The 21,276-nt window shown below is 72.0% G+C and carries 20 protein-coding genes; 12 read left to right on the forward strand and 8 right to left on the reverse strand.

Annotated elements, in window-relative coordinates:
• Nucleotides 1–522 precede the first annotated feature (522 nt).
• Together BIU91_RS07435 and BIU91_RS07440 are read right to left on the reverse strand one after the other, a co-directional pair.
• Nucleotides 523–1,125 (reverse strand): DUF1992 domain-containing protein, encoded by a 603-nt coding sequence (locus tag BIU91_RS07435; RefSeq protein WP_071404874.1) that lies wholly within the window; start codon nucleotides 1,123–1,125, stop codon nucleotides 523–525.
• A 46-nt stretch (nucleotides 1,126–1,171) separates the two neighbouring features.
• The gene (locus tag BIU91_RS07440) at nucleotides 1,172–2,992 is read right to left on the reverse strand and encodes a glycoside hydrolase family 15 protein (protein WP_071404875.1); all 1,821 of its coding nucleotides are present in this window, start codon (nucleotides 2,990–2,992) and stop codon (nucleotides 1,172–1,174) included.
• A 504-nt stretch (nucleotides 2,993–3,496) separates the two neighbouring features.
• Between BIU91_RS07440 and BIU91_RS07445 the strand changes: the two genes are divergently transcribed.
• The 4 genes from BIU91_RS07445 to BIU91_RS07460 all read left to right on the forward strand — a co-directional run bounded on the left by BIU91_RS07445 (nucleotide 3,497) and on the right by BIU91_RS07460 (nucleotide 7,780).
• Complete coding sequence (locus BIU91_RS07445; RefSeq protein ID WP_071404876.1) at nucleotides 3,497–4,663, forward strand: RtcB family protein; 1,167 nt, start codon at nucleotides 3,497–3,499, stop codon at nucleotides 4,661–4,663.
• A gap of 127 nt (nucleotides 4,664–4,790) precedes the next feature.
• Nucleotides 4,791–5,624: a DUF1206 domain-containing protein gene (locus BIU91_RS07450; RefSeq protein WP_071404877.1), complete on the forward strand. Its 834-nt coding sequence runs from the start codon at nucleotides 4,791–4,793 to the stop codon at nucleotides 5,622–5,624.
• 139 nt (nucleotides 5,625–5,763) lie between these two features.
• Nucleotides 5,764–6,639: an SMP-30/gluconolactonase/LRE family protein gene (locus tag BIU91_RS07455; protein ID WP_071404878.1), complete on the forward strand. Its 876-nt coding sequence runs from the start codon at nucleotides 5,764–5,766 to the stop codon at nucleotides 6,637–6,639.
• Between the two features lie 70 nt (nucleotides 6,640–6,709).
• Nucleotides 6,710–7,780, forward strand: coding sequence for an alpha/beta fold hydrolase (locus tag BIU91_RS07460; protein WP_071404879.1), 1,071 nt, complete (start codon nucleotides 6,710–6,712; stop codon nucleotides 7,778–7,780).
• Between the two features lie 120 nt (nucleotides 7,781–7,900).
• On the opposite strand, the gene BIU91_RS07465 is transcribed toward BIU91_RS07460, so the two are convergent.
• From BIU91_RS07465 to BIU91_RS07485, 5 genes are all read right to left on the reverse strand, one after another.
• Nucleotides 7,901–9,094, reverse strand: coding sequence for an FAD/NAD(P)-binding oxidoreductase (locus BIU91_RS07465; protein ID WP_071404880.1), 1,194 nt, complete (start codon nucleotides 9,092–9,094; stop codon nucleotides 7,901–7,903).
• A gap of 31 nt (nucleotides 9,095–9,125) precedes the next feature.
• Nucleotides 9,126–9,926, reverse strand: a complete 801-nt coding sequence (locus BIU91_RS07470; protein ID WP_071404881.1) for an SDR family oxidoreductase — start codon at nucleotides 9,924–9,926, stop codon at nucleotides 9,126–9,128.
• Between the two features lie 8 nt (nucleotides 9,927–9,934).
• Nucleotides 9,935–10,441, reverse strand: coding sequence for a DNA starvation/stationary phase protection protein (locus BIU91_RS07475; RefSeq protein ID WP_071404882.1), 507 nt, complete (start codon nucleotides 10,439–10,441; stop codon nucleotides 9,935–9,937).
• A gap of 113 nt (nucleotides 10,442–10,554) precedes the next feature.
• On the reverse strand, nucleotides 10,555–11,067 hold the full coding sequence (locus BIU91_RS07480) for a MarR family transcriptional regulator (protein WP_071404883.1): 513 nt from the start codon (nucleotides 11,065–11,067) through the stop codon (nucleotides 10,555–10,557).
• A 138-nt stretch (nucleotides 11,068–11,205) separates the two neighbouring features.
• A complete protein-coding gene (locus tag BIU91_RS07485) occupies nucleotides 11,206–11,772 on the reverse strand; it encodes an NAD(P)H-dependent oxidoreductase (protein WP_027464982.1) in 567 nt (188 codons plus the stop codon).
• Nucleotides 11,773–11,878: 106 nt separating this feature from the next.
• Between BIU91_RS07485 and BIU91_RS07490 the strand changes: the two genes are divergently transcribed.
• The 6 genes from BIU91_RS07490 to BIU91_RS07515 all read left to right on the forward strand — a co-directional run bounded on the left by BIU91_RS07490 (nucleotide 11,879) and on the right by BIU91_RS07515 (nucleotide 18,122).
• A complete protein-coding gene (locus tag BIU91_RS07490; protein ID WP_071404884.1) occupies nucleotides 11,879–13,525 on the forward strand; it encodes a glycoside hydrolase family 13 protein in 1,647 nt (548 codons plus the stop codon).
• A gap of 109 nt (nucleotides 13,526–13,634) precedes the next feature.
• A complete protein-coding gene (locus BIU91_RS07495; RefSeq protein WP_084740817.1) occupies nucleotides 13,635–15,632 on the forward strand; it encodes a DUF11 domain-containing protein in 1,998 nt (665 codons plus the stop codon).
• 143 nt (nucleotides 15,633–15,775) lie between these two features.
• On the forward strand, nucleotides 15,776–16,435 hold the full coding sequence (locus tag BIU91_RS07500; protein WP_084740820.1) for a DUF308 domain-containing protein: 660 nt from the start codon (nucleotides 15,776–15,778) through the stop codon (nucleotides 16,433–16,435).
• Nucleotides 16,432–16,695, forward strand: coding sequence for a hypothetical protein (locus BIU91_RS07505; protein WP_071404886.1), 264 nt, complete (start codon nucleotides 16,432–16,434; stop codon nucleotides 16,693–16,695). The genes BIU91_RS07500 and BIU91_RS07505 overlap by 4 nt, the downstream gene beginning before the upstream one ends.
• Before the next feature lie 121 nt (nucleotides 16,696–16,816).
• Nucleotides 16,817–17,356 (forward strand): sigma-70 family RNA polymerase sigma factor, encoded by a 540-nt coding sequence (locus tag BIU91_RS07510; RefSeq protein WP_017886488.1) that lies wholly within the window; start codon nucleotides 16,817–16,819, stop codon nucleotides 17,354–17,356.
• Nucleotides 17,346–18,122 (forward strand): hypothetical protein, encoded by a 777-nt coding sequence (locus BIU91_RS07515; protein ID WP_139196598.1) that lies wholly within the window; start codon nucleotides 17,346–17,348, stop codon nucleotides 18,120–18,122. Before BIU91_RS07510 ends, BIU91_RS07515 begins: the two co-directional genes overlap by 11 nt.
• Before the next feature lie 134 nt (nucleotides 18,123–18,256).
• On the opposite strand, the gene BIU91_RS07520 is transcribed toward BIU91_RS07515, so the two are convergent.
• A complete protein-coding gene (locus BIU91_RS07520) occupies nucleotides 18,257–19,135 on the reverse strand; it encodes a LysR family transcriptional regulator (RefSeq protein ID WP_071404888.1) in 879 nt (292 codons plus the stop codon).
• Nucleotides 19,136–19,216: 81 nt separating this feature from the next.
• Here BIU91_RS07520 and BIU91_RS07525 point away from each other — a divergent pair, with 81 nt between their 5' ends.
• Together BIU91_RS07525 and BIU91_RS07530 are read left to right on the forward strand one after the other, a co-directional pair.
• The gene (locus tag BIU91_RS07525) at nucleotides 19,217–20,506 is read left to right on the forward strand and encodes an MFS transporter (protein ID WP_071404889.1); all 1,290 of its coding nucleotides are present in this window, start codon (nucleotides 19,217–19,219) and stop codon (nucleotides 20,504–20,506) included.
• Nucleotides 20,507–20,626: 120 nt separating this feature from the next.
• Nucleotides 20,627–21,232 (forward strand): hypothetical protein, encoded by a 606-nt coding sequence (locus BIU91_RS07530; protein WP_071404890.1) that lies wholly within the window; start codon nucleotides 20,627–20,629, stop codon nucleotides 21,230–21,232.
• Nucleotides 21,233–21,276 lie beyond the last annotated feature (44 nt).

The following is a 21,276-nucleotide window of genomic DNA, read 5'->3' on the forward strand; positions in this document are numbered from 1 at the left end:
CCGGCACCACCGTCCACATCAGCGAAGACGCCGCCGGCCTGCTGAACAAGACCTTCGGCACCGACGCCGTCAAGCGCGGCCTCCTCGTCGGCACCGCCACCATCACCGCACAGATCAAGTAACACCCCGCACCACCACAGTCGGCCCGGACCACGCAGCAGCGTGGCCCGGGCCGGCGTGCGTTGCGCGTCGTGCGCCTGGCGGAACCGGGCGTACCTGGCGTACCTGGCGGAACCGGGCGTACCTGGTGGAATCGGGCGTACCTGGCGAGTTCTTTCGACCAGGTACGCCCGTTCTTGCGAACCACCGCGCGCGCGATGGGAAAGAACGGGCGCACACGACGGACGGGAGGCCCAGTGCCAGCTGGCACCGGGCCTCCCGTCCGTCATGTGCGGACGCCGGGCCGGCGGCCGCCGTCATTACGGGCTGGGCGACACCTCACGTGCTCACGTCCGCGAGAACTGTCGCTCAGCGCGAAATCGCGCCCGGACCCCACCGCGCCGCACCGCGCCGCGCCACCGCTCAGCGGCGCCGCCACCACTGCCGGGGCTTCGCCTCGAGCCGCGCCTGCTCCGCAGCCCGCGCGGCCGACGCCATGCGCACCTCGCGGCGTTCCCGCCAGGCGAGCACCTCGGCCTCGACGTCGCGCATCGGCGTCACCACCGGCGGCCCGCCGAGCAGCTGCCGTCGGGCCTCCTTCACCCGCGCGTTGAAGTCCACCAGGACGTCCCGCACGTCGGACTCCAGCGACAGCGCGTCGAGTGCGTCGTCGAGTTCGGCGTCCTCGGTGCGGAGCGCCAGCGCCGGCGGAGCGATGCCCCGGATGTCCTCACGCTCGATCTTCGACTTGATCCACCAGTCCGGGTCGTGCTGCCCGTCGAGGCCCGGCAGCGGCTTGCCGTGGTACGGGTTGCCCTCGAAGACCCCGCGCCGCTCGGCCTCCGCGATCTGGGCCCGGGCGTGCGCCGCGACGTCGGCGGCCTTGAGCAGCCGACGTTCCTCACGTTCCGAACGCACCTCGTCGGGGTCGAGCGACCCCCGCTCGATCTCCTGGTCGACGAGCTGCTGGTAGCGGTAGCGCGCGGCCCTGCGGAGCCGGTCCATCCGTGCATCGACGTCGTTCATCGTCAGACCATGATGCCCCGCGCCCCCGACGGTTCGTCCAGCCCGGTCAGGACTTCTCTGAGACTTCTTCGATGGTCAGCGCGGCCTGGATGAGGGCCAGGTGCGACAGACCCTGGGGGATGTTGCCCATGAAGTCCCCGTCGACGGCACTGAGCATCTCGCTGAACAGGCCGACGTCGTTCGCCTGCGCGACCATGTCGTCCATCAGCTGCTTCGCGTCGTCGACCCTTCCGACGCAGGCGAGGGCCGCAGCGAGCCAGAACGAGCACGCCACGAACGGCGATTCCTCGTCCTGGATGCCGGAGTACCGGTACACGAGCGGGCCGTGCTGCAGCTGCTCCTCGATCGCCCGGATCGTGGACTCCATGCGCGGTCCGCGGTCGAACGCCGACATCGCGTGCAGCAGGATCGAGCAGTCGAGCGCGTCGGTGCCCGGGTACATGACGTAGTGGCCGAGCTCCTCGTTCCACCCGTTCTCGGCGACCCAGTCCTCGATGAGCTCGCGGTTCTCGATCCACTTCTCGCGCGGGCCGTCGATCATCCCCGCGTCGTGCAGCTCGACCGCGGCGTCGAGCGCCTGCCAGCAGCCGATCTTGCTCGTCGTGTAGTGCTGCGCCTCCTGCAGCTCCCACATGCCCGAGTCGGGCTCCGGCCAACGGTGGCACGCGTCGTCGGCCAGGTCCTGCAGCACCGAGGCCGTCTTGCGGTCGAGCACGTTGCCGGCCCGGACGTACTGCCGCATGATCTCGAACACGTCGCCCCAGACCCCGAGCTGCAGCTGGTCACCCGCGCGGTTGCCGATCGTGACCGGCCCGATGCCGTTCCAGCCCGGGACGTCGCGCTCCTCGACGGTGTCGCTCTTCGACCCGTCGAGTCCGTAGAAGATCGGCATCGTCTCGTCGTGCTCGGCGATCGTGCGCATCACCCACGACACGGCGGCGTGCGTCTCCTCGCGCAGACCGAAGCGGGTGAGCGCGTGCACCGTGTACGCCAGGTCGCGCACCCAGGCGAACCGGTAGTCCCAGTTCTTCCCGCCCGTGCGGTCCTCGGGCAGGCTCGTCGTCGGGGCCGCGGCGATGGCGCCGGTGGGGGCGAAGATCAGGAGCTTCAGGGCGAGGGCGCTGCGCTGGACGGCGTCCGACCAGGGGCCGTCGTAGCTGAACTCCTTCGACCAGGTCGACCAGTTCTCGATCGTGCGGTCGACCCCCTCGAGCGTGCGCTCCGGCTCGGGCAGGAAGATCGGCTCGTCGTACGTGCCGACGATGGTCAGGATCGACTTCGAGCCCTCGGTCGTCGTGAACCGCCCCGAGAACCGGGGACCGTCGTCGTGCACCGGTTCGAAGCCCTGCTCGACGATCGCTATGGTGACGCCGTCGATCCCGATGACGGTGCCGTTCGCGGTGTCGAGTCGGCGCGGTTCCGCCGTGTTCAGGATCGTGCCGGGCACGACCGCCCACTCCATCTCGACCGACCCTTCGACCCCCTGCACGCAGCGGCCGATCTCGGCCCACGGCAGGCGTCCGGCCACACCGGTGACCATGGCGTCGGTCACGGTGGCGGTGCCGGACGGGGTCGTCCACGTCGTCACGAGCACGTTCGTCCCCGGCAGGTAGGCGCGGGACACCTGCGCCTGGTCGTCCACGGGCCGCAGGGCGACGTGTCCGCCGTGCTCGGCGTCGACGATGCTCGCGAACACCGGCGGCGAGTCCATCGACGGGATCGGCAGCCAGTCGATCCGGCCGTCGAGTGCGATGAGGGCGACCGTCCGCCCATCGCCGATCGCGCCGTACGAACGGAGCGGGACGTACCCGTTCGTCCGTTCCTCGTTCTCGGTCGCGTCGGGGGTGTCTCGCGTGCGCTCGGTCATGCGTCCAGCCTGCCCCGGCCCCGGTGGCGACCATCAGGCGGACGTACCCCTCGTGGAGAACGCACGCCGGGCCTCCCGCCTGTGGAGAACCACCGGCGAACCGCCGGAGCACCCCAGGACAGCCGCCGGCGAACCCCCGGCGCCCGACCGACACGCCCACGCGACTTGCGCATCCCGGGCGTGTCGCACTAGCGTCGTGCTCCTGCCGATCAGGCAGACCGCCCGCCCCGGGCACACCGGAAGGACCGCGCATGCGCGCCGTGCAGCACAACGAGGAACGCGTCGAGCTCCAGCTCGCCGCGGCCGCCGTGCTGCCCGAGCAGCAGTGGTCCCTCCGCTATCCCGCGTAGGCACGCGACGTCCCACGACGCCCCGTGCCCACCCGGCCCGGGGCGTTCGTCAGCACCGCTTCCTTCCGTCCGCCACGTCCGGCGACGACCAGGAGGCCCGGCGTACGACCGTCTCGGACCGTCACCTCGACCGTCACGAAAGCGAGACGACTCCATGAAGAAGATCAACGACCGGCTGCTGAGCTGGGCCTCGATGCTCGAGGACAACACCGAGCAGCAGGCCCGCACGACCGCGCGCATGCCGTTCGTGTTCCCGCACCTGGCCCTCATGCCCGACGCACACCTCGGCCTCGGGGCCACCGTCGGGTCCGTCATCCCGACCCTCGGCGCGATCATGCCGGCGGCCGTCGGTGTGGACATCGGCTGCGGCATGATCGCGGTCCGCACGCAGTTCACCGCCACCGACCTGCCCGCTGACCTGCAGGGGCTGCGCGAGCAGATCGAGCGCGCGATCCCGCTGTCGGCCGGTGCGTCGAACCGGAAGATCGTGGCGACCGCCGCACCCCGGATCGCCGAGCTCGAGGCGATGGCCGAGACCGCCGGGTTCGACCCCGACGGCGTGCACGGCGGCTGGCGGAACCAGCTCGGCACGCTCGGGTCCGGCAACCACTTCATCGAGGTCTCCCTCGACGAGCAGGACCGGGTCTGGCTCTTCCTGCACTCCGGGTCGCGGGGCGTCGGCAACAAGATCGCGCAGCGGCACATCAAGGTCGCCAAGAAGGCCATGGAGCGGTGGTGGATCCAGCTGGCGGACCCCGACCTGGCCTACCTGGTCGAGGGCACGCCGGAGTTCGACCGGTACATCGCCGAGCTCCGGTGGGCCCAGCACTTCGCGCTGCTCAACCGCGAGGAGATGATGGACCGCGTCGTCCGGCAGCTGTCCGAGGCCGTCGGCACGCCCGTCGACGAGCGCGAGCGGATCAACTGCCACCACAACTTCACGCAGCGTGAGACGCACTGGGGCAAGTCCGTGTGGGTCTCACGCAAGGGTGCGATCCAGGCGAAGGCCGGTCAGCCCGGCCTGATCCCCGGGTCGATGGGCACCGCGTCGTACGTGGTCGAGGGGCTCGGCAACAAGCCCTCGCTCGAGTCGTCGCCGCACGGTGCGGGCCGGCTGTTCTCGCGGAGCGCTGCCCGGCGGACCTTCACCCACGAGCAGCTGCGCGAGGCGATGGCCGGCATCGAGTACCGCGACACCGACGCGTTCCTCGACGAGATCCCGGCGGCCTACAAGCCGATCGACCAGGTCATGGCGGACGCCGAGGACCTCGTGTCGATCCGGCACACCCTGCGGCAGGTCGTCAACGTGAAGGGCGACTGAGACGCGCCCACCGGCGGACGGGAGGCCCGTGGCGGCACCGCCACGGGCCTCCCGTCCGCCACGGGGCGGACCGCACGGCCCGGCGCGCCCCGGACAGGACGGCACGCGTCGGGCACGCTGGGCCGTGATGAGCGACACGGCGGAGCACGCAGCGAAGGAAACCGGACGACAGGTCCGGCGGGCGGCCGACAGCCGCTGGTTCGAGGTCACGGCACGCGCCGGGTTCGTCGGCAGCGGCATCGTCCACCTGCTGATCGGGTACCTGGCGATCCTGCTCGGGATCGGCAACGCGTCCTCCGGCGGCGAGACGGACCAGTCCGGTGCGCTGCAGCAGATCGCCGCGGTCCCCGGTGGGGTGTTCCTGCTCTGGCTGATCGCCGTCGGCACGGCCGCACTCACCGTGCGTCTGGTCGTCGAGGCGATCGTCGGCGGCCGTTCCGACACCAACCGTGGCTGGCTCGCCCGGCTGAAGGACGTCGCGAAGGCCGTGGTCTACGGCGTGATCGCGTACTCGGCGGCCTCGTACGCGCTCGGAGCCGGCTCGAGCTCGAGCAGCTCGTCGCAGAGTGCCGCGGCGAAGACCCTGGCGACACCGGGCGGGGTGTTCGTGCTGGTCCTGGCCGGGGCGATCGCGGTCGCGGTCGGCATCGGCCTCGTGGTGATCGGCTGCCGCCGGTCGTTCCGCAAGCAGATCACGCGACCGTCGGGCCAGCTCGACCGCGTGGTCACCGTGCTCGGCGTCGTCGGGTACGTCGGCAAGGGCATCGCCGTGGTCATCGTGGGCGTGCTCATCGCCGTCGCGGGGCTGCAGAGCGACCCCGACCAGGCCACCGGCCTCGACGCCGCGTTCGACGCGGTGCGGAGCATGCCCGGTGGGGTGTTCGTCCTCGTCGCGATCGGCATCGGGTTCCTGGCCTTCGGCGTCTACAGCTTCTTCCGCGCGCGGTTCGCCCGCCTCTGACCCGCGGGCGCCGCCGCGGACTTTCGCGCTGCGCGACACCTCACGGGCCGAAGCGGGCGTGAGGTGTCGCTGAGCCCGTGAACTCGCCGCCGCGCCACGCCTGAACGGGCACGGACCGCCCCCGAGGTAGACGGGGTCGATGAGCACCAACGTCACGACCGGCCCCGCGACCGTCTTCGCCGACGCCCGAGCGGTCCTCGCCGAGAGCATCGTCTGGGACCCGTCCGCACAGCTGCTCCGGTGGGCCGACATCACCCTCGGCACCCTCAACACCGCCGAGGCCGACGGCACCGTGCGCTCGAGCGTGCCGCTGCCGCCCCCGCTGGCGAGCTTCCAGCCCCGGGCCTCCGGCGGGTTCGTCGCGGCCCTCGGCGACACCGTCGTGGTGACGGACGAGCAGGGATCCGTGGAGCGTGAGATCGCCCGCGTCACCCACAGCACCTCGGGCAACCGGTTCAACGAGGGCAAGTGCGACCCGTTCGGCCGGTTCCTGGTCGGCAGCATGAACGTGACGACCGGCGAGCCAGACGCAGCGCTCTACTCGATCGAGGCCGACGGCACGACCCGGGTGCTCCGCGGCGGCTTCGGCGTGACGAACGGCATGGAGTGGTCGGAGGACGGCAGCACGATGTACGTCACCGACACCAGCGCCTCGACCGTCTTCCGGGGGTCGTACGGCCCGGACGGCGAGCTCGGCGAACTCGATCCGTTCATCGTCGGTCAGGCGCACGACGGCCTGGTCCGCGACGACGAGGGCTGCTTCTGGAGCGCGATCTACGGCGGGTCCCGCGTCGAGCGCTACGGGCCGGACGGCTCGCACCTGGAGACGGTGGAACTCCCCGTCGCCAACCCGACGTCGGTGGCGTTCGGCGGCCCGGACATGTCGACGCTCTTCGTCGGGACGGCCCGCGAGAACCTCACCGAGCAGGACCTGGAGCAGGCGCCGCGGTCCGGCGCGGTCTTCGCGGTGCCGACGACGGTGCACGGGTTCCCAGCGAACACCTTCAGCGGCTGAGCACGTCGTCGCCGCCCGCGCGGACGGCGGCCGGGTATCCTGGGCGACCGCCCGACCGGAGGAGACCCACGTGGACGACGAACGCCAGGCACCCCGGCCGGACCCGGCCGGCGAACTCGCCCAGGCCGAGGACGCCGACGTCACGGTGCAGGTGGACCGGGTCGCGGTCGACGGCACCTACGTCCGGGTGAGCTCGGTCGGCGAGCCGGGCGAGCGGGCCTTCGTGCTCGTCGCGGGGCTCGGCATCGCCTCGACCTACTACGAGCGGCTCGCCCCGCACCTCAACGAGAACGGGCCGGTGCACGCGCTCGACCTGCCGGGCTTCGCCGGGGTCCCGCGGTTCCGCGGGAAGGTCTCGATCGAGCGCTACGCCGACGCGGTCGAGCGGGTCATCGACGACCTCGGGCTCCAGGACCCGGTCCTGGTCGGGCACTCGATGGGCACCCAGGTCGTCACCGAGGTCGCCGCCCGCCGCCCGGGGATCTCCGACCTCGTGCTCATCAGCCCGGTGGTCGACTCGTCGGCACGCACGGTGCGGCAGTCGGCGTTCCGGTTCCTCCGGTCGACGCTGCACGAGCCCGCCGCGGTCCGTTGGCACGGCATCACGGCGTACGCACTGTGCGGGTGGCACTGGTTCCGGAAGGTCCTGCCGCGGATGATCGCGTTCCCGATCGAGGAGCGCGCCGCCCACGTGCAGGCCCGCACCCTGATCGTCCGCGGTGAGCACGACGCGATGGTGCCGCGGGACTGGGTCCGTCGGTTGGCGCGGGTGTTCCCGTACGCGGTCCTCCGTGAGGTCGTCGACGGCGCACACTCGGTCATGCACGCACAGGCCGACGCGGTCGCACGGCTCGCGGTGGCGCACGTCGACCACCGGATCCCCGACCGGGGCGTGTCGTCGCTGCAGCGGGTGCGCGACGACTCGACGTCGTCGGACCTGGCGCGGCTCAGCCCGGGGGACGCCTGGTTGCTGGTCAAGTCGCGGTTCATCGAGCTGTTCGGGATGGCCAGGAACGACGACGAGACGCTCGAGGCGGCCAAGTCCGCACACGCCGTCGCGATGGCGGACGGCGACGACCTGCCGGTCGACCCGGCGGACCGCCGGGCGGTCGTCGACGAAGTCGCGCCGGAGTCGAAGTAGCGGGCGCGGTCGGACCAGCGTCCGCCGCGATCTGCGGGTGACCGCCTGGAGGCCCGGTGCCGGTCCACCGGACCGGCACCGGGCCTCCAGGCAGTCGCGACCACCGCGACGGGCGAGCGGTCAGGGCGTGATGCGGCCCGGCAGCATGTCGGGCGTCAGCGCGTTCGCCTCGGCGAGCACCTTGCGGGCCTCGTCGGTCTTGTCCCACACGTTCCAGAGCAGCACGCCCCGGACCGTGTCGTCGTCGTCCAGGTAGTAGACGACGCCGGTGACGGTGGGGTCCTGCCAGTCCTCGACCGTGCGGAGCTTCGAGCTGACCTGTCCGACGGCCTCGTACCCCATGTCGAAGACGTCGGAGTAGAACATCGGCGTGTGGTCGTAGGTCTCGTCGGCATCGGCCAGGTTGCGGCCTGCCTGCCGACCCTGCTGCTGGGCGTTGTCGACGTGCTCCACCCGGCGGGTGCCGAGGATCCGGTCCGGGTACTCGGCGACGTCACCGGCGGCGAACACGGAGTCGTCGTCGGTGAGCAGCGTCGAGGTCACCACGATGCCGTCGCGGACGGTGAGTCCGGCGTCGGCGGCGAGCTGCGTCGCGGGTTCGATGCCGAGTCCGGCGACGACCGCGTCGGCCTCGACCACGGAGCCGTCGTCGAGCGTCAGCCGCACGCCGTCGGCCGTCTCGGTGCCCTCGGACACCCGGCGGCCGGTGCGGAGCTCGACGCCGTGGTCGACGAAGCGCTGCTGGAACGCCCGTGCCAGGTCCTCCGGGAACATCCGTCCGCCGACGACCTCGTCCGGGTCGACCAGCGTGACGCGTGCGCCGTTCTGCACGATGCCCGCCGTGATCTCCTGACCGATGTACCCGCCGCCGACGACGGCGACGTGTGCTCCGGCGTCCGCGAGTTCACGCAGCCGGCGGTAGTCCGACGCGCTGCGGTAGTCGAGCACGCGTGCCGACGGGGACAGCCCCGGCAGCCCGCGTGGCTTCCCGCCGGTTGCGAGCAGGAGCCGCTCGTAGCCGTGGGTCGCGCCGTCGGCCGTCGTGACGGTCTTCGCGGCACGGTCGATCCCGGTGACCGCGGTTCCCAGGACGAACTGCGCCCCGGTCTCCTCGGTGCGCAGGTCGACCTTGTCGTCCCAGCTGAAGTCCGGATCGGTCCAGAGCTTCTTCGAGAGCGCGGGCCGGGCGTAGGGCCGGTCGACGTCCTCGCTGAGGATGCCGATCGACCCGTCGGTGTCGAGCTCGCGGATGCCACGGGCAGCAGCGTCGGCGACCATCCCGCCGCCGACGATGAGGTAGCGGAAGTCGGTCATGACGCCTCCTGGCGGTGCTGTGGTGCCACGATCAGATCGTGGCGACCGAGCCGGAGTCGACCCGGTAGTTGGCGCCGTTCACGAAGCTGGCCAGGTCCGAGCACAGGAAGGCCACGACGTTCGCGACCTCTTCCGGCTCGCCGCGGCGCTTGAGCTCCATGTACGGTCGCTCCTCTTCGAGGAAGCTGCCGATGGCCTCGTCGAACGAGGTCCCGCGCTGCTTGGCCCGCTTGTCCATCATCGCGTCGGTCATCGGCGTGTGGATAAACGCGGGGGAGACCGTGTTCACCAGCAGGCCCTCGGAGGCGTAGGAGCGCGACAGGCCCTTCGCGAACGAGAGCACCCCGGCCTTGGCGGCGCAGTAGGGCAGCTCGTCGTCGTACGGCTGCGAGGCGTCCTCGGACACCAGGTAGACGATGCGTCCCCAGCCGCCCTGTCGCAGGTCGCCGATGAACTCGCGCGTGATCCGCACCGGCCCCATCAGGTCGATGTCGAGCGTCTCCGCCCAGCCGGCCTCGTCGATCTCGTGGAACATGCCCTGGGCGCCGGTGACGCCCGAGGACTGCACCAGGATGTCGATCTCGCCGACCGCTTCACGCACCTTGTCGTGCAGGGCGGCGAGGCTCTCGGCGCTCCGGACGTCGGCGGCGAAGGCGTGCAGCTTTCCGATCGGCGCCTCGAGCTGGTCCGCACTGGTGTCCAGACGGCTCTGGTCGATGTCCGTGACGACCACGGTCGCACCCTCTGCCAGGAGGATGCGCGCCGTGTTCCACCCGATGCCGGAGTCGCCGCCGAAGACGAGTGCGGTCTTGCCCTGGATACCGAGGTCCACCCGAGCCCCTACGCGTGTGCCGACGCGTCGGCGACGGCGGGCGTGGTCGCGGAGGCCAGCGGGGTGCTGGGCGCGCGGTTCTCGGCGGAGACCATCCACGCGAGCTGCTCGAGGCGCTCGATGAAGCCGTGGAGCAGGTCCGCGGTCGTCGGGTCCTCGTCGTCGACCTCGTCGTGGACATCGCGCATGGTGCCGGTCGCCTGGTACAGCCGGAGCGTGACCTGGTCGATGGCGTCGTGCGTGGTGATCTCGCCCGAGGGGAACGCGTCGAGGTGGCTGCCCGCGGAGACGGTCGCCGAGCGGCCGTCCGGCACGAGGTACAGCGCACGCATGCGCTCGGCGGTGTCGTCGGCGAACTCACGAGCTGCGTCGACGATCTCGTCGAGCTGCAGGTGGAGGTCGCGGAAGTTGGTGCCCAGGATGTTCCAGTGGGCCTGCTTGCCCTGCAGGTGCAGGTCGATGAGGTCCACGAGGACCGCCTGGAGGTTCTTGGCCATCTTGTCCGAAGCGTGCATGGTTGTGGCTCCTTTCGCGTCGGTGTGACCGTTCCGGTCTACGCGGTGCCGCAGTGCGCGCTCTCAGTGCGCTCGGAGGCAGCGTCCCCCGAGGTCGTTCGGTGCAGTGTCGCTCAGTGCGACGGCGCGGGGTCGACCTGGTCGACGGCGTCGCGCATCTGCTCCAGGAACCCGGCGACGATCCGCGCCTCGGACGCGGGGAGCCCCTCGGCGATCGACATCATCCGGCGGTGCATCACGCCGAGCGTGGCGCGGACCTCGTCGTCGGTCTCGGTCGTCGGCGTGATGACGAGGGCCCGGCGGTCGGTGGGGTGCGGATCGCGGCGGACGTGGTTCGACTTGACCAGGCGGTCGATGAGGATCGTCGTCGAGGCCGACGAGATCTTGAGGTACGCGGCGAGGTCCTTCGGGCTCACGGTGGTGCCGGAGCGCTGCGCCTGCAGCAGGAAGCGCACGGCGAGCAGGTCGGTCTCGCCCATGCCCATCGAGTCACGGGTCCGGCGGCGCATGGCCGTCTCGGCCGATCGGTACCGGCGCAGGGCATTCAGCACCGCGACCCCACGTTGGGTCGCGTCGTCGTCCGGGAACCAGTACCCGGACGCCTCGGTGATCTCCTGCGTCGACATGGCGTTCAGGGTAACCCGTCTCGTATCTCGGCCGTCTAGTGAACTCCCGGGTTCTGCCACGACCGGTGCGTCCGCACCGGACGGACAGGAGGCCCGTGGCGGGGTCGCCACGGGCCTCCTGTCCGGCGGTTCGTCGCGTTACGCGGCTGCCTGCTCGTCCGTGCCGGCTGCGGCCTCGGCGAGCGCGGTGAGCGCGCCCTGCACGAGCGTCGTGACCTCGGCGTCCTCACGCGGGTGGGTCTCCGCGAAGCGGACGACCGACTGCGGGATGGCGACCTTGACGTCCTCCAGGACCTTCGCGCCGGCGATGCCGGCGGCCTTGCGGGCGTCGTCGTGGGCCCAGACGCCGCCGTACTGGCCGAACGCCGAGCCGATCACGGCGAGGGGCTTGCCGGACAGCGGCGAGGCACCGAACGGACGCGAACCCCAGTCGAGCGCGTTCTTCAGGACGGCGGGGATGGTGCCGTTGTACTCGGGGGTGATCAGCAGGACGGCGTCCGCGGTGGCGACGGCGTCGCGGAAGGCGACGGCAGCGGCGGGCGGGGTGTCGCCGTCGATGTCCTCGTTGTAGAACGGCAGGTCGACGATGCCGTCGAAGGTGTGCAGCTCGATGCCCTCCGGCGCGTGGTGCGCGGCGGCCTCGGCGAGCTTGCGGTTGATGGAGTCGGCGCGCAGGCTGCCGACGAGGACGAGGACGTTCGTCATGGAGCTCCTTCTGTTGCGGGATGCTGTTGCTGGACGGAAAGGTGTCAGCGACAACCAATGCGATCGTAGGGGGCGCTATTCCCAGCACCCTGGGTACGGTGGCGACGTGACCACGCTTCGGACCCCGGCCAGCACGCCACGAACCACCGACCCGACCTGGTGGCGCGATGCCGTCGTCTACCAGGTCTACCCGCGCAGCTTCGCCGACACGGACGGCGACGGGCTCGGTGACGTCGCGGGCATCACGAGCCGGGTGCCGTACCTGGCATCGTTGGGCGTCGATGCCCTGTGGCTCTCCCCGTTCTTCCCGTCGCCGCTCGCCGACGGTGGCTACGACGTCGCCGACTACCGCGCCGTCGACCCGAAGCTCGGGTCCCTCGACGACCTGGACGCCCTGGTCCGGGCCGCCCACGAGCACGACCTCAAGGTCATCGTCGACATCGTGCCGAACCACACCTCGGACCAGCACGAGTGGTTCCGGGCCGCGTTGGCGTCCTCGCCGGGGTCGGCCGAGCGTGCGCGGTACGTGTTCCGTGAGGGCTCGGGCGCCTCCGGGGAACTGCCGCCGAGCGACTGGGTCTCGAACTTCGGTGGCAGCGCGTGGACCCGGGTGCCCGACGGGCAGTGGTACCTGCACCTGTTCGCCCCCGAGCAGCCCGACCTGGACTGGTCGAACCCCGAGGTCCGCGCCGACTTCGAGGACACGCTGCGCTTCTGGTCCGACCGCGGTGTCGACGGGTTCCGCGTGGACGTCGCGCACGGTCTGGCGAAGGACCTGTCGACCCCGTACCGGCCGTCGAACGAGCAGGACCTGCCGCTCGACGGCTCCGACCCGCTGTACGACCGCGACGAGGTGCACGAGATCTTCGCCACCTGGCGCCGGGTGCTCGACGAGTACGACCCGCCCCGTGCCGCGGTCGCAGAGGCCTGGGCCCCGGCACCCCGCCGTGTCCTGTACGCCCGGCCGACGGAGCTCGGGCAGGCCTTCAACTTCGACCTGCTCGAGGCTCCGTTCGAGCCCGATGTGTTCCGTCGGATCATCGAGCGGAACCTGGCCGCCTCGGAGCAGTCCGGTGCCTCGAGCACCTGGGTGCTCTCGAACCACGACGTCGTGCGGCACCCCACCCGTTACGGCCTGCCGGACGGCACCGACACCGACGCCTGGCTCATGACGGACGGCACGACGCCGGAGCTCGACCGTGCACGGGGGCTCCGTCGGGCCCGAGCGGCGACGATGCTGATGCTGGCGCTGCCCGGGTCGTCGTACGTCTACCAGGGCGAGGAGCTCGGGTTGCACGAGGCCGCCGCGATCCCGCGCGACCTGCTGCAGGACCCGAAGTGGCTCCGCACCGGGCACACCGTGAAGGGCCGGGACGGCTGTCGGGTGCCGATCCCGTGGACGCGCTCCGGGCCGTCGTTCGGCTTCGGGGACGTCGCACCGCACCTGCCGCAGCCGCAGGACTTCGGGGAGTCCTCGGTCGAGGCCGAGGACGGCGATCCCGAGTCGACCCTGTCGCTGTACCGCCGGGCACTGGCCGCACGGCGTCGCCTGCAGCAGGGGGAGGCGCTGACGTGGCTGGAGTCCGGCTCCGAGGTCGTGGCGTTCGCGCGGCACGACGGCTGGCGGTCGGTCACGAACTTCGGCACCGCGCCGGTGCCCCTGCCGGCCGGGTCCGTCGTCGTCGCGTCCGGGCCGCTCGACGGGGTCGCACCGGGGCTGCTGCCGGGTGAGACGACGGTGTGGCTGGCCTGAGCGGTCCGCTCGCGTCGTTCTTCCTCCACAGCCGGGAGGCCCGTGGGGGCGTTCCACAGATCGTCTCGCCGCCGCCCGGGGGTGACGTCCCGGTCGCGAGCATCGGGGCATGACAGATCCCACTGCATCAGCACCTGCACCAGTACCAGCTCCTTCCGTCGACCGGCGGTCGTTCCGCTCGCGGGTCGTCCGCCGTCTCGCCGCGGCGTGCGCCACCCTGACCGCGCTCGGCGTGCTCGCGGCGCCTGCCGTCCTGCCGTCCGGGTCGAGTGCGGCCGCCCTCGACTTCCCGTACGTCAACCAGTTCTCCAGTGCGTCCGGCGGTGCCCTGCACGGTGACGCCGCGGTGTCCGGCGGCCGGCTGCGGCTCACCGACGACGTCCGGAACCAGGCGGGAGCGTGGTCGACGAACGACACGTTCCCGTCCGACACCGGGCTCGAGATCGAGTTCACGTACGCGATGCACACCGAGAAGGACGACCCCGGGGCCGACGGCCTGCTGCTGTACCTGGCCGACGGCGCAGCGGCACAGGGCGTCGGGTCCTTCGGCGCCGGTCTCGGGTACGCCTGCCGCAAGGAAGCGACCGAGGGCGGTGGCCGGGAGTGCGACCTGCCGGGCGTCCCCGGGGGCTTCGCCGCCGTCGCGATCGACCACTACGGCAACTTCTCGTCACGCATCAACGGGTCCGGTCCCGGAGCGCAGCCCGACCACGTGGTGGTCCGGGGCTCCGGCAACGGGACCGAGGGCTACCGGTACGTCGCCGGTGCCGCGGCGCCCGGTGGCACCGTGACGGCCGTATCCACGCCCCGGACGGTCCGGATCACCCTGCTGCCCGACGACGACGGCGGGCTCGCGGTCTCCGTCCGGCTGCAGGTCGGCTCGACCATGCGCACCGTGCTCGACTCGGTCCCGCTGCACGGCGACGGCCAGGCCGCGCTGCCGAGCACGCTGCGCCTCGGGTTCGCCGGGGCCACCGGCAGCCACGTCGACAAGCACGAGGTCGACGCGCTCCGGGTCTGGAAGCCGGCGGACCTGTCCGTCGAGCACGACCTGCCCGCGACCGCGACGGCGGGCGAACCGCTCCGCTACACCGTGACGGCGCGGAACCCCGGCCCGAACGCCGCCGACCCGAGTCCGCTGCAGGTCGACGTGCCCGACGGCGTCGAGGACGTCACCTGGACCTGCACGGCCGCGGACGGCTCCGCCTGCGCGACCGGGTCGGGCACCGGTGACGTCGCGACCGACCTGTCGTTGCCCCGAGGGGGTTCGGCCGTCGTCACGATCGAGGGCCGGGTGGCCGAGGGCACGTCCGGAGCGCTGGAGAGCGTTGCGACCATCGCCCCGCCGACCTCGTTGTCCGACACGAACGAGGCCGACAACGCCTCGCGGGCGACCACCACCGTGACGGCACCGGTGATCGCCGCCGACGTCGAGACCGACAAGTCGGTGTCGCCGTCGACCGTCCGGCCCGGTGACGAGGTCGAGTACCTCGTGACGGCCCGGAACCGGGGGCCGTCGGTGGCGCAGCAGGTCGGCGCGGTCGACGACCTGCCCCAGGCCATGCGGTTCGTGGGCTCCGACGACGGGTGCACGGCCGAGGGGCAGCGGGTGACCTGCAGTTCCGACGTGTCGCTCGAGGTGGGCGAGACCCTGGACTTCCGCATCCGCGCCGAGCTCGACCCCGCGTACCAGGGGGACGGCTCCGACGTGGTGAACGTGGCGACGGCGACCTCGCCGACCGACGCGGACGGCGGCGACCCGTCCACCGGCGTCGCGATCGTCGTGGGCCCGGACGACGAGGGGCCCGCGCCGAGCCCCGTGCCGACGACCGGGCCGGCTCCGGACGACGGGGACGCCGGTGGTGACGGTTCCGGTGGTGACGACGGTGACGGCGCCGGTGTCGACGACGACGGCGGAGCCGGTGACCCCGCAGTCGACCGTCGTGCGGCTGCCCCCGTCGGAGCCCTCGCCTACACCGGCGCCGAAGGGCTCGGCCTCGCCGCGGCGCTCGCCGCCCTGGCCGCCGCCGCCGGGTCCGTGTGCTGGTGGCTCGCCCGACGTCGTGCTCGCCGGAACGCGCTGACCGACGGCCCGCAGCAGCCCTGACACCGCCGGGACGGCACCGGACGGCGGTGTCGTCCCGGTGCACGGGTGTGGACGTCCACAGGGGGTCGAATCCGCTCCGGTCGGGCGTCCACCCCACCGGCGGTAGGATCGGATCCACGATCCGCATGCCCGAAAGAGGTCTCGTGTCCGACACCGTGGACGACGCCACCACCGTGGAAGACGCGACCCAGCGCGCGCGGTACTGGCCGATCCCGATCCTCCGGGCGGTCCCCGCAGCGGTCGTCGCGATGGTGATCACCTTCTCGACCAACCACGCCGCGGGCTACGGTCTCCTGCTGTTCGGCGGCTTCGCCCTGGTCGAGGGCCTCGTGCTCCTGTTCGGCGGGATCTCCCGACTGCCCCTCGACGGCCGTTCGCGTCGCACGACCCTGCTGCAGGCCGTCATCACCCTGCTCGCCGCCGTCGCCGCGTTCGCGTGCAACGGGTTCGGGCTGCCGGCCTTCATCACGGTCATCGTCGCGTTCGCGGTGCTGACCGGGGCCCTCGAGCTGTCGCAGGGGCTCCGTGCCCGGCGGCGCTCGCCCTTCGCTCGCGACTGGACCACGATCGGCGGCCTCACGCTGCTGCTCGCGGTCGCCTTCCTCGTCACGCCGCCGGACTACTCCCAGCAGCTCGGTGGCGTGGAGCAGGTCACCGGCACCCTCGACGCCTCGATCGTGCTCGTCGGCCTGCTCGGCGCGTACCTCGCCATCACGGCCGTCTTCCACGTGATCGCCGGCCTCTCGCACAAGTGGGGCACGGCCACGCCGGCCGTCGCCCCGGACGGAGCACCACACGCATGACCACCCCCAGCCGTCGTGACCGTCTGCGCCCGGTCGAGCTCCTCGGGATCTCCGCGATCATCGCGGTGTTCACCGGGCTCGTCGTGCTGTTCTCGACGCGGGAACTGCAGCTGGCCGTGATCTTCCTCGGCGTCGCGTTCATCGTGGTCGTCGTCGTGCTCGCGATGCTGCAGCTCGCCTCGTCGAGCGAGCAGGACGACAACGACATGCTCGGCGGGCACAAGACGCCGGGCGAGGGCGACGGCGACGACTTCCATTGACGGCTGATGTCTGACGGCTGACGGCTTCGGGCGGACACGCCCGAGATCACGAATCCGCCACGGTCCTGTCAGGATCGCGGGTCCTGCCGACACCTCTGAGTGAAGGAGGTGGGATGTGGACGTGACGACCGGCACCGACACGGACGAAGGACTCGTCCGTGCGATGGCACAAGGGGACACCGGCGCGCTCGCCCGGGCGTTCGACCGGTACGCCGCCACCCTCACCCGCTACGCGTGGGCGCTCGTCGACGACCGGTCCGACGTCGAGGAGATCGTGCAGGACGCGTTCCTGACGCTCTGGCAGCGCGCCGCGACCCTCGAGCTGCCGGCGGACACGGTGCTGCCGTGGCTGCTCGTCGTGTGCCGCAACCACGCCTTCAACACCGGGCGCAAGCAGGCCCGGCGCCGCACGGACGAGCTCCCGGAGCACCTCGCCTCGCCCGCCGACCACGACGAGGCCCGCGAGACCCTGCGCTGGGTCCGCGCCGAGATCGCCGCGCTCCCGGACCTCGACCGCCGCATCTGCGAGCTCTGCCTGCTCGAGGGGCACTCGTACGCCGAGGCCGCCGAACTCCTCGGACTCACGGTCGGCGCGGTCACCCAGCGGGTGTCCCGCAACCGTCGACGACTCAAGAAGGTGGTGATGCACGATGAACACTGAGCCTCCGCAGGGAGACGACCTGCAGCGCATGCTCGTCTCGATGAAGCAGAACGTCCTCGAACGTGCCACCCCGCTCCCGAAGCGTCGTCGGGGCCGGTCCGGCATCGTCATCGGTGTCGTCGCGCTGCTCGCCGTCGGCACCGCGACCGGTGCGGTCGCCCTGACCCTGTCGCAGCAGAACGCCGACCCGGTCGCCGCTCCCACCCAGACCCAGCAGCCCGAGCCCGCGCCGTCCTCCACGACGCCGAGCTCCGCCCCGATCACGGGTGCCCCGGTGCCGAAGCCCACCCCGACGCCGACACCGACCCCCGCCGCGCCGACGATCCCCACGGACTGTCGCGCGCTCGTCCCCGCCGAGGACTACGACCGCTTCTTCGGTGACACCCCGCTGACGCAGGCCGACCCACCGTCGGGTACCGATCGAGTGCCGGACGGTCAGGACCCGGAGGGCACCCAGTCGAAGGTCTCCTGCTCGTGGCGTGACCCGCGCGCGGACGTGTCCGGGATCGAGGTCCGGGCCGGGACCGCCACCGAGGCGACCATCCAGCGGGAGATCGAGGAGTTCCCCGCGTACGACGGCGGCGGGACCTGCACGGAGCGTGACGGCGGAACATTCTGCCAGTCCCGCGGGATCGTCGAGCCGTACGGCGTCGAGAAGGCCTACACGTACTTCGCCCGCGGTGACACCTGGATCACCATCGAACAGACCAACGTCCCGACCGACGGGCTCCTGCCCGCCCTCATCGCGACGTTCTGGGGGGACTGACGGCCTGGAGGCACGTGGCGGACCCGACCCGTGCCTCCAGTCCGTCGGTGGTCAGATCGTGAGCAGGAACGGTCGCCTCGCGCACCGTGACGCGACCGTTCCTGCTCACGAAGCACAGCCGAGCGCGCCCAGGGTCACCCCACCCGCGCCGCCACGATGTCGCGCGCCAGCGTCCGGACCGCACGGCTCGGCTCCGGGGACGTCCGGACCGCCAGGCCGATGCGGAGCGGGTCGACCTCGTCCTCCAGGTCGAGCACCGCCCCGTCGTACCGCACCCCCGAGTCCGGCACGACCCCGACGCCGAGCCCGGCCGAGGCGAACCGGATCACGGCGGGCATGTCGTTCATCTCCGCGACGATGCGCCGACGGATCCCGAGCCGCTCGAGTGCCCCGTCGAGGATGATCCGGTTGCCGAACCCGTGCGCCGTGTCGACGAAGGGTTCATCGGCGAGTTCGGCGAGCGACACCGACGACCGGCCGGCGAGCGGGTGGTCCGACGCGGTGAACACCCGGAACGGCATCTCCCGCAACGGCTCCACGACGACGCCGGCGGGCACGGTGGGCAGCCCCGTGTAGGCGATGTCGAGCCGCCCGGCGACGAGGTCCTGCACGAGGCCGGTCGTCCCCGACGGCGAGGTCATCAGCTCCACGGCGACGAGCGGGTGCTGCCGCCGGAACCGCTGCAGCACGCCCGTCAGGTCGACGATGTCCATGCTCGTGAAGATGCCGAGCCGCACCCGGCCCCGCAGGTCAGCGTCGTCAGCGGTGGCCAGGTCGCGCATCCGGTCGAGTGACTCGAGCACCGCGCGGGCGTGGGGGAGCAGGTCCTCGCCGGCGGGGGTCAGCACGAGCTGTCGTCCGGTGCGGTCGAAGAGCCGCACGCCGAAGCTGCGCTCGAGCGAGGCGATGCCCGCGGACACCGTGGACTGCGCGGCCCAGAGCCGTTCCGCGGCCCGGGTGACGCTGCCCTCGGCGGCGACGGTGACGAACTGTTCGAGCAGTCGGGTCTCCATCGTCCGAGTATCGAGCAGATCGATCGTGCACATCAAGCGCATCCGTTGGACTCGATGCACCGCGAGCGCGATCATCGGAGCATGTCAACCGTCACCGACACCCCGACGGGCACCGTCCCCGCCACCACCGCCGCTCCCGCATCCGCGAGCGACCGTGTCGTCGCCCCGCGCGGACGCCGTGTCCACACCCGTCGGCGCCACGGTTTCGGCTTCTGGGTCGTCGCCTTCGCGTTCCTCGCGGTGATGGCCTTCGCGACCGTCCCCGCGCCCCTCTACGTCATCTACCAGGCCCGCGACGGCTTCCCGACCTTCACCACGACGGTGATCTTCGCGGCGTACGGGGTCGGGGTCGTCGGGTCGCTGTACCTGGCGGGGCACCTCAGCGACGTGCACGGACGCCGTCCGCTCATCCTGGTGTCGATCGCGCTCGAGCTGGTCGCCGCCGTGCTGTTCCTGCTCTGGAACGACGTCACCGGCCTCATCGTCGCCCGGCTCGTGACCGGCCTCGGCGTCGGGACGCTGACGGCGACCGCGACGGCACACCTCGGTGAGCTCCGGGTCCGTGCCACCGGGTCGAGCGACTCCGCGAAGGGCGCGAGCGTCGCCGCCGGAGCCGTGAACCTCGGGGGGCTGTCGCTCGGCGCCCTGGTCGGCGGAGCGCTCGCCGAGTTCGTCGGGCAGCCGCTCATGGTCCCGTACGTGGTGTTCGTGATCGCGTTGGCCGTCGCGTTCGTGCTCGTGCTGGCCGCACCGGAGACGGTCGACCGTCCCGAGCAGCCCGTGGCCTACCGCCCGCAGCGCATGCAGGCTCCCGAGGGGCAGGGCGCCGCGTTCTGGGCCGCCGGTGCAGCCGCGTTCGCCGCGCTCGCCGTGCAGGGCCTCTTCACCTCGGTCGCGCCGAGCTTCCTCGGCACCACGTTCCACGTCACCGACCGCCTCGCCGCCGGTGCCACGACCTTCGGGGTCTTCGCCGCGAGCGCGCTGTCGCAGATCGTCTTCGCCCGACTGGCGCAGCGTGCGCAGATCCGGCTCGGCATGGTGCTCCTGGTCGTCGGCCTGGTCGTCCTCGCCGTCGCCGCGGTCCTGCTGCAGGTCGCCGGGTTCATCGGCGGCGGGGTCGTCGCGGGAGCCGGCGTCGGCCTGCTGTTCCGCGCCGCGATCGGCAGCGCCGCAGCACTGGTCGGCCCGGAGCGCCGGGGCGGCGTGCTCGCCGCCACGTTCCTCATCGCCTACGCCGGGCTCACCGTGCCGGTCGTGGCCGTCGGGGCAGCGCTGCTGGTGATCCCGACGCTCCCCGTCCTGATCGGGTACGTGGTGCTCGTCGCCGTCCTGGCCGTCGTCGCCGGCACCCGACTGGCCGCGCGCGCCTGACGCGTGGCGGGCCTCCCGTCCGCCAGGAACCAGGTTCCGGACACCGAACCCCGCGATCGCGCGTTGCGGTGGCCGGAGCCTGGTTCCGTCGTGCGGTCGAACTCCCGGCATACTGGGCGCGTGCCCCGGAACCGCAACCGTCCCGTGCTCACCGGCGTCGCGGCCGTGGTGGCCGCCGGTCTCCTCGCCGGCGGGTTGTTCCTGACGGCACGGCAGGGCGCGGACGACCCGACCATCGGTGCCGGCTCGGCCTCACGGACGTCGAGCGACGCGCCGACGGCCGCCGGTGACGGCACCGTCACGATCACCCGCACCGGGCCGGACATGCCCGGCAGCACCGCGCTCGGCCGGTGCGACACCACGACCCAGGCGGCCGTCGCGCAGTACGAGACCGAGGCCCTGGGCCGCGTCACCCTGCAGTGCGGCACCGCTGCCCAGGGGTACGAGCACATCCGGGTGCGGCACACCGCCGACTGGCAGGACGTCGTCACCGGGCACGGCTCGCGCGACTGGGACGACGCCATGCTCACCGCGGTGCAGACGGCGCTCGAGGACCCGCGCTCCGGGTTCCCGCTCGACGCCGGCGACGGCAAGGTCTGCTACGCCGCACCCGTCCGGTTCGACGACGGTTCACGCCCCGACGACGAGCCCTGGGTGAAGGTGATCGTCTCGGCCACCACCGACCGGGTGATCACGGCCTACCCCACGCGCACCGACGACTGCTGACGCGGGCACCCGCGGACACCCGTTCTGCGACAGACCACGCGTCG

Origin of the sequence: Curtobacterium sp. MMLR14_002, from assembly GCF_001864975.1 — a bacterium.
Taxonomy (GTDB): domain Bacteria; phylum Actinomycetota; class Actinomycetes; order Actinomycetales; family Microbacteriaceae; genus Curtobacterium; species Curtobacterium flaccumfaciens.

Coding starts and splice junctions, on each gene's coding strand:
- BIU91_RS07520 (WP_071404888.1), bottom strand. CDS start 19,135: ATGGAGACCCGACTGCTCGAACAGTTCGTCACCGTCGCCGCCGAGGGC.
- BIU91_RS07505 (WP_071404886.1), top strand. CDS start 16,432: ATGACCACCCCCAGCCGTCGTGACCGTCTGCGCCCGGTCGAGCTCCTC.
- BIU91_RS07525 (WP_071404889.1), top strand. CDS start 19,217: ATGTCAACCGTCACCGACACCCCGACGGGCACCGTCCCCGCCACCACC.
- BIU91_RS07485 (WP_027464982.1), bottom strand. CDS start 11,772: ATGACGAACGTCCTCGTCCTCGTCGGCAGCCTGCGCGCCGACTCCATC.
- BIU91_RS07515 (WP_139196598.1), top strand. CDS start 17,346: ATGAACACTGAGCCTCCGCAGGGAGACGACCTGCAGCGCATGCTCGTC.
- BIU91_RS07480 (WP_071404883.1), bottom strand. CDS start 11,067: ATGTCGACGCAGGAGATCACCGAGGCGTCCGGGTACTGGTTCCCGGAC.
- BIU91_RS07435 (WP_071404874.1), bottom strand. CDS start 1,125: ATGAACGACGTCGATGCACGGATGGACCGGCTCCGCAGGGCCGCGCGC.
- BIU91_RS07455 (WP_071404878.1), top strand. CDS start 5,764: ATGAGCACCAACGTCACGACCGGCCCCGCGACCGTCTTCGCCGACGCC.
- BIU91_RS07495 (WP_084740817.1), top strand. CDS start 13,635: ATGACAGATCCCACTGCATCAGCACCTGCACCAGTACCAGCTCCTTCC.
- BIU91_RS07445 (WP_071404876.1), top strand. CDS start 3,497: ATGAAGAAGATCAACGACCGGCTGCTGAGCTGGGCCTCGATGCTCGAG.
- BIU91_RS07440 (WP_071404875.1), bottom strand. CDS start 2,992: ATGACCGAGCGCACGCGAGACACCCCCGACGCGACCGAGAACGAGGAA.
- BIU91_RS07465 (WP_071404880.1), bottom strand. CDS start 9,094: ATGACCGACTTCCGCTACCTCATCGTCGGCGGCGGGATGGTCGCCGAC.
- BIU91_RS07475 (WP_071404882.1), bottom strand. CDS start 10,441: ATGCACGCTTCGGACAAGATGGCCAAGAACCTCCAGGCGGTCCTCGTG.
- BIU91_RS07450 (WP_071404877.1), top strand. CDS start 4,791: ATGAGCGACACGGCGGAGCACGCAGCGAAGGAAACCGGACGACAGGTC.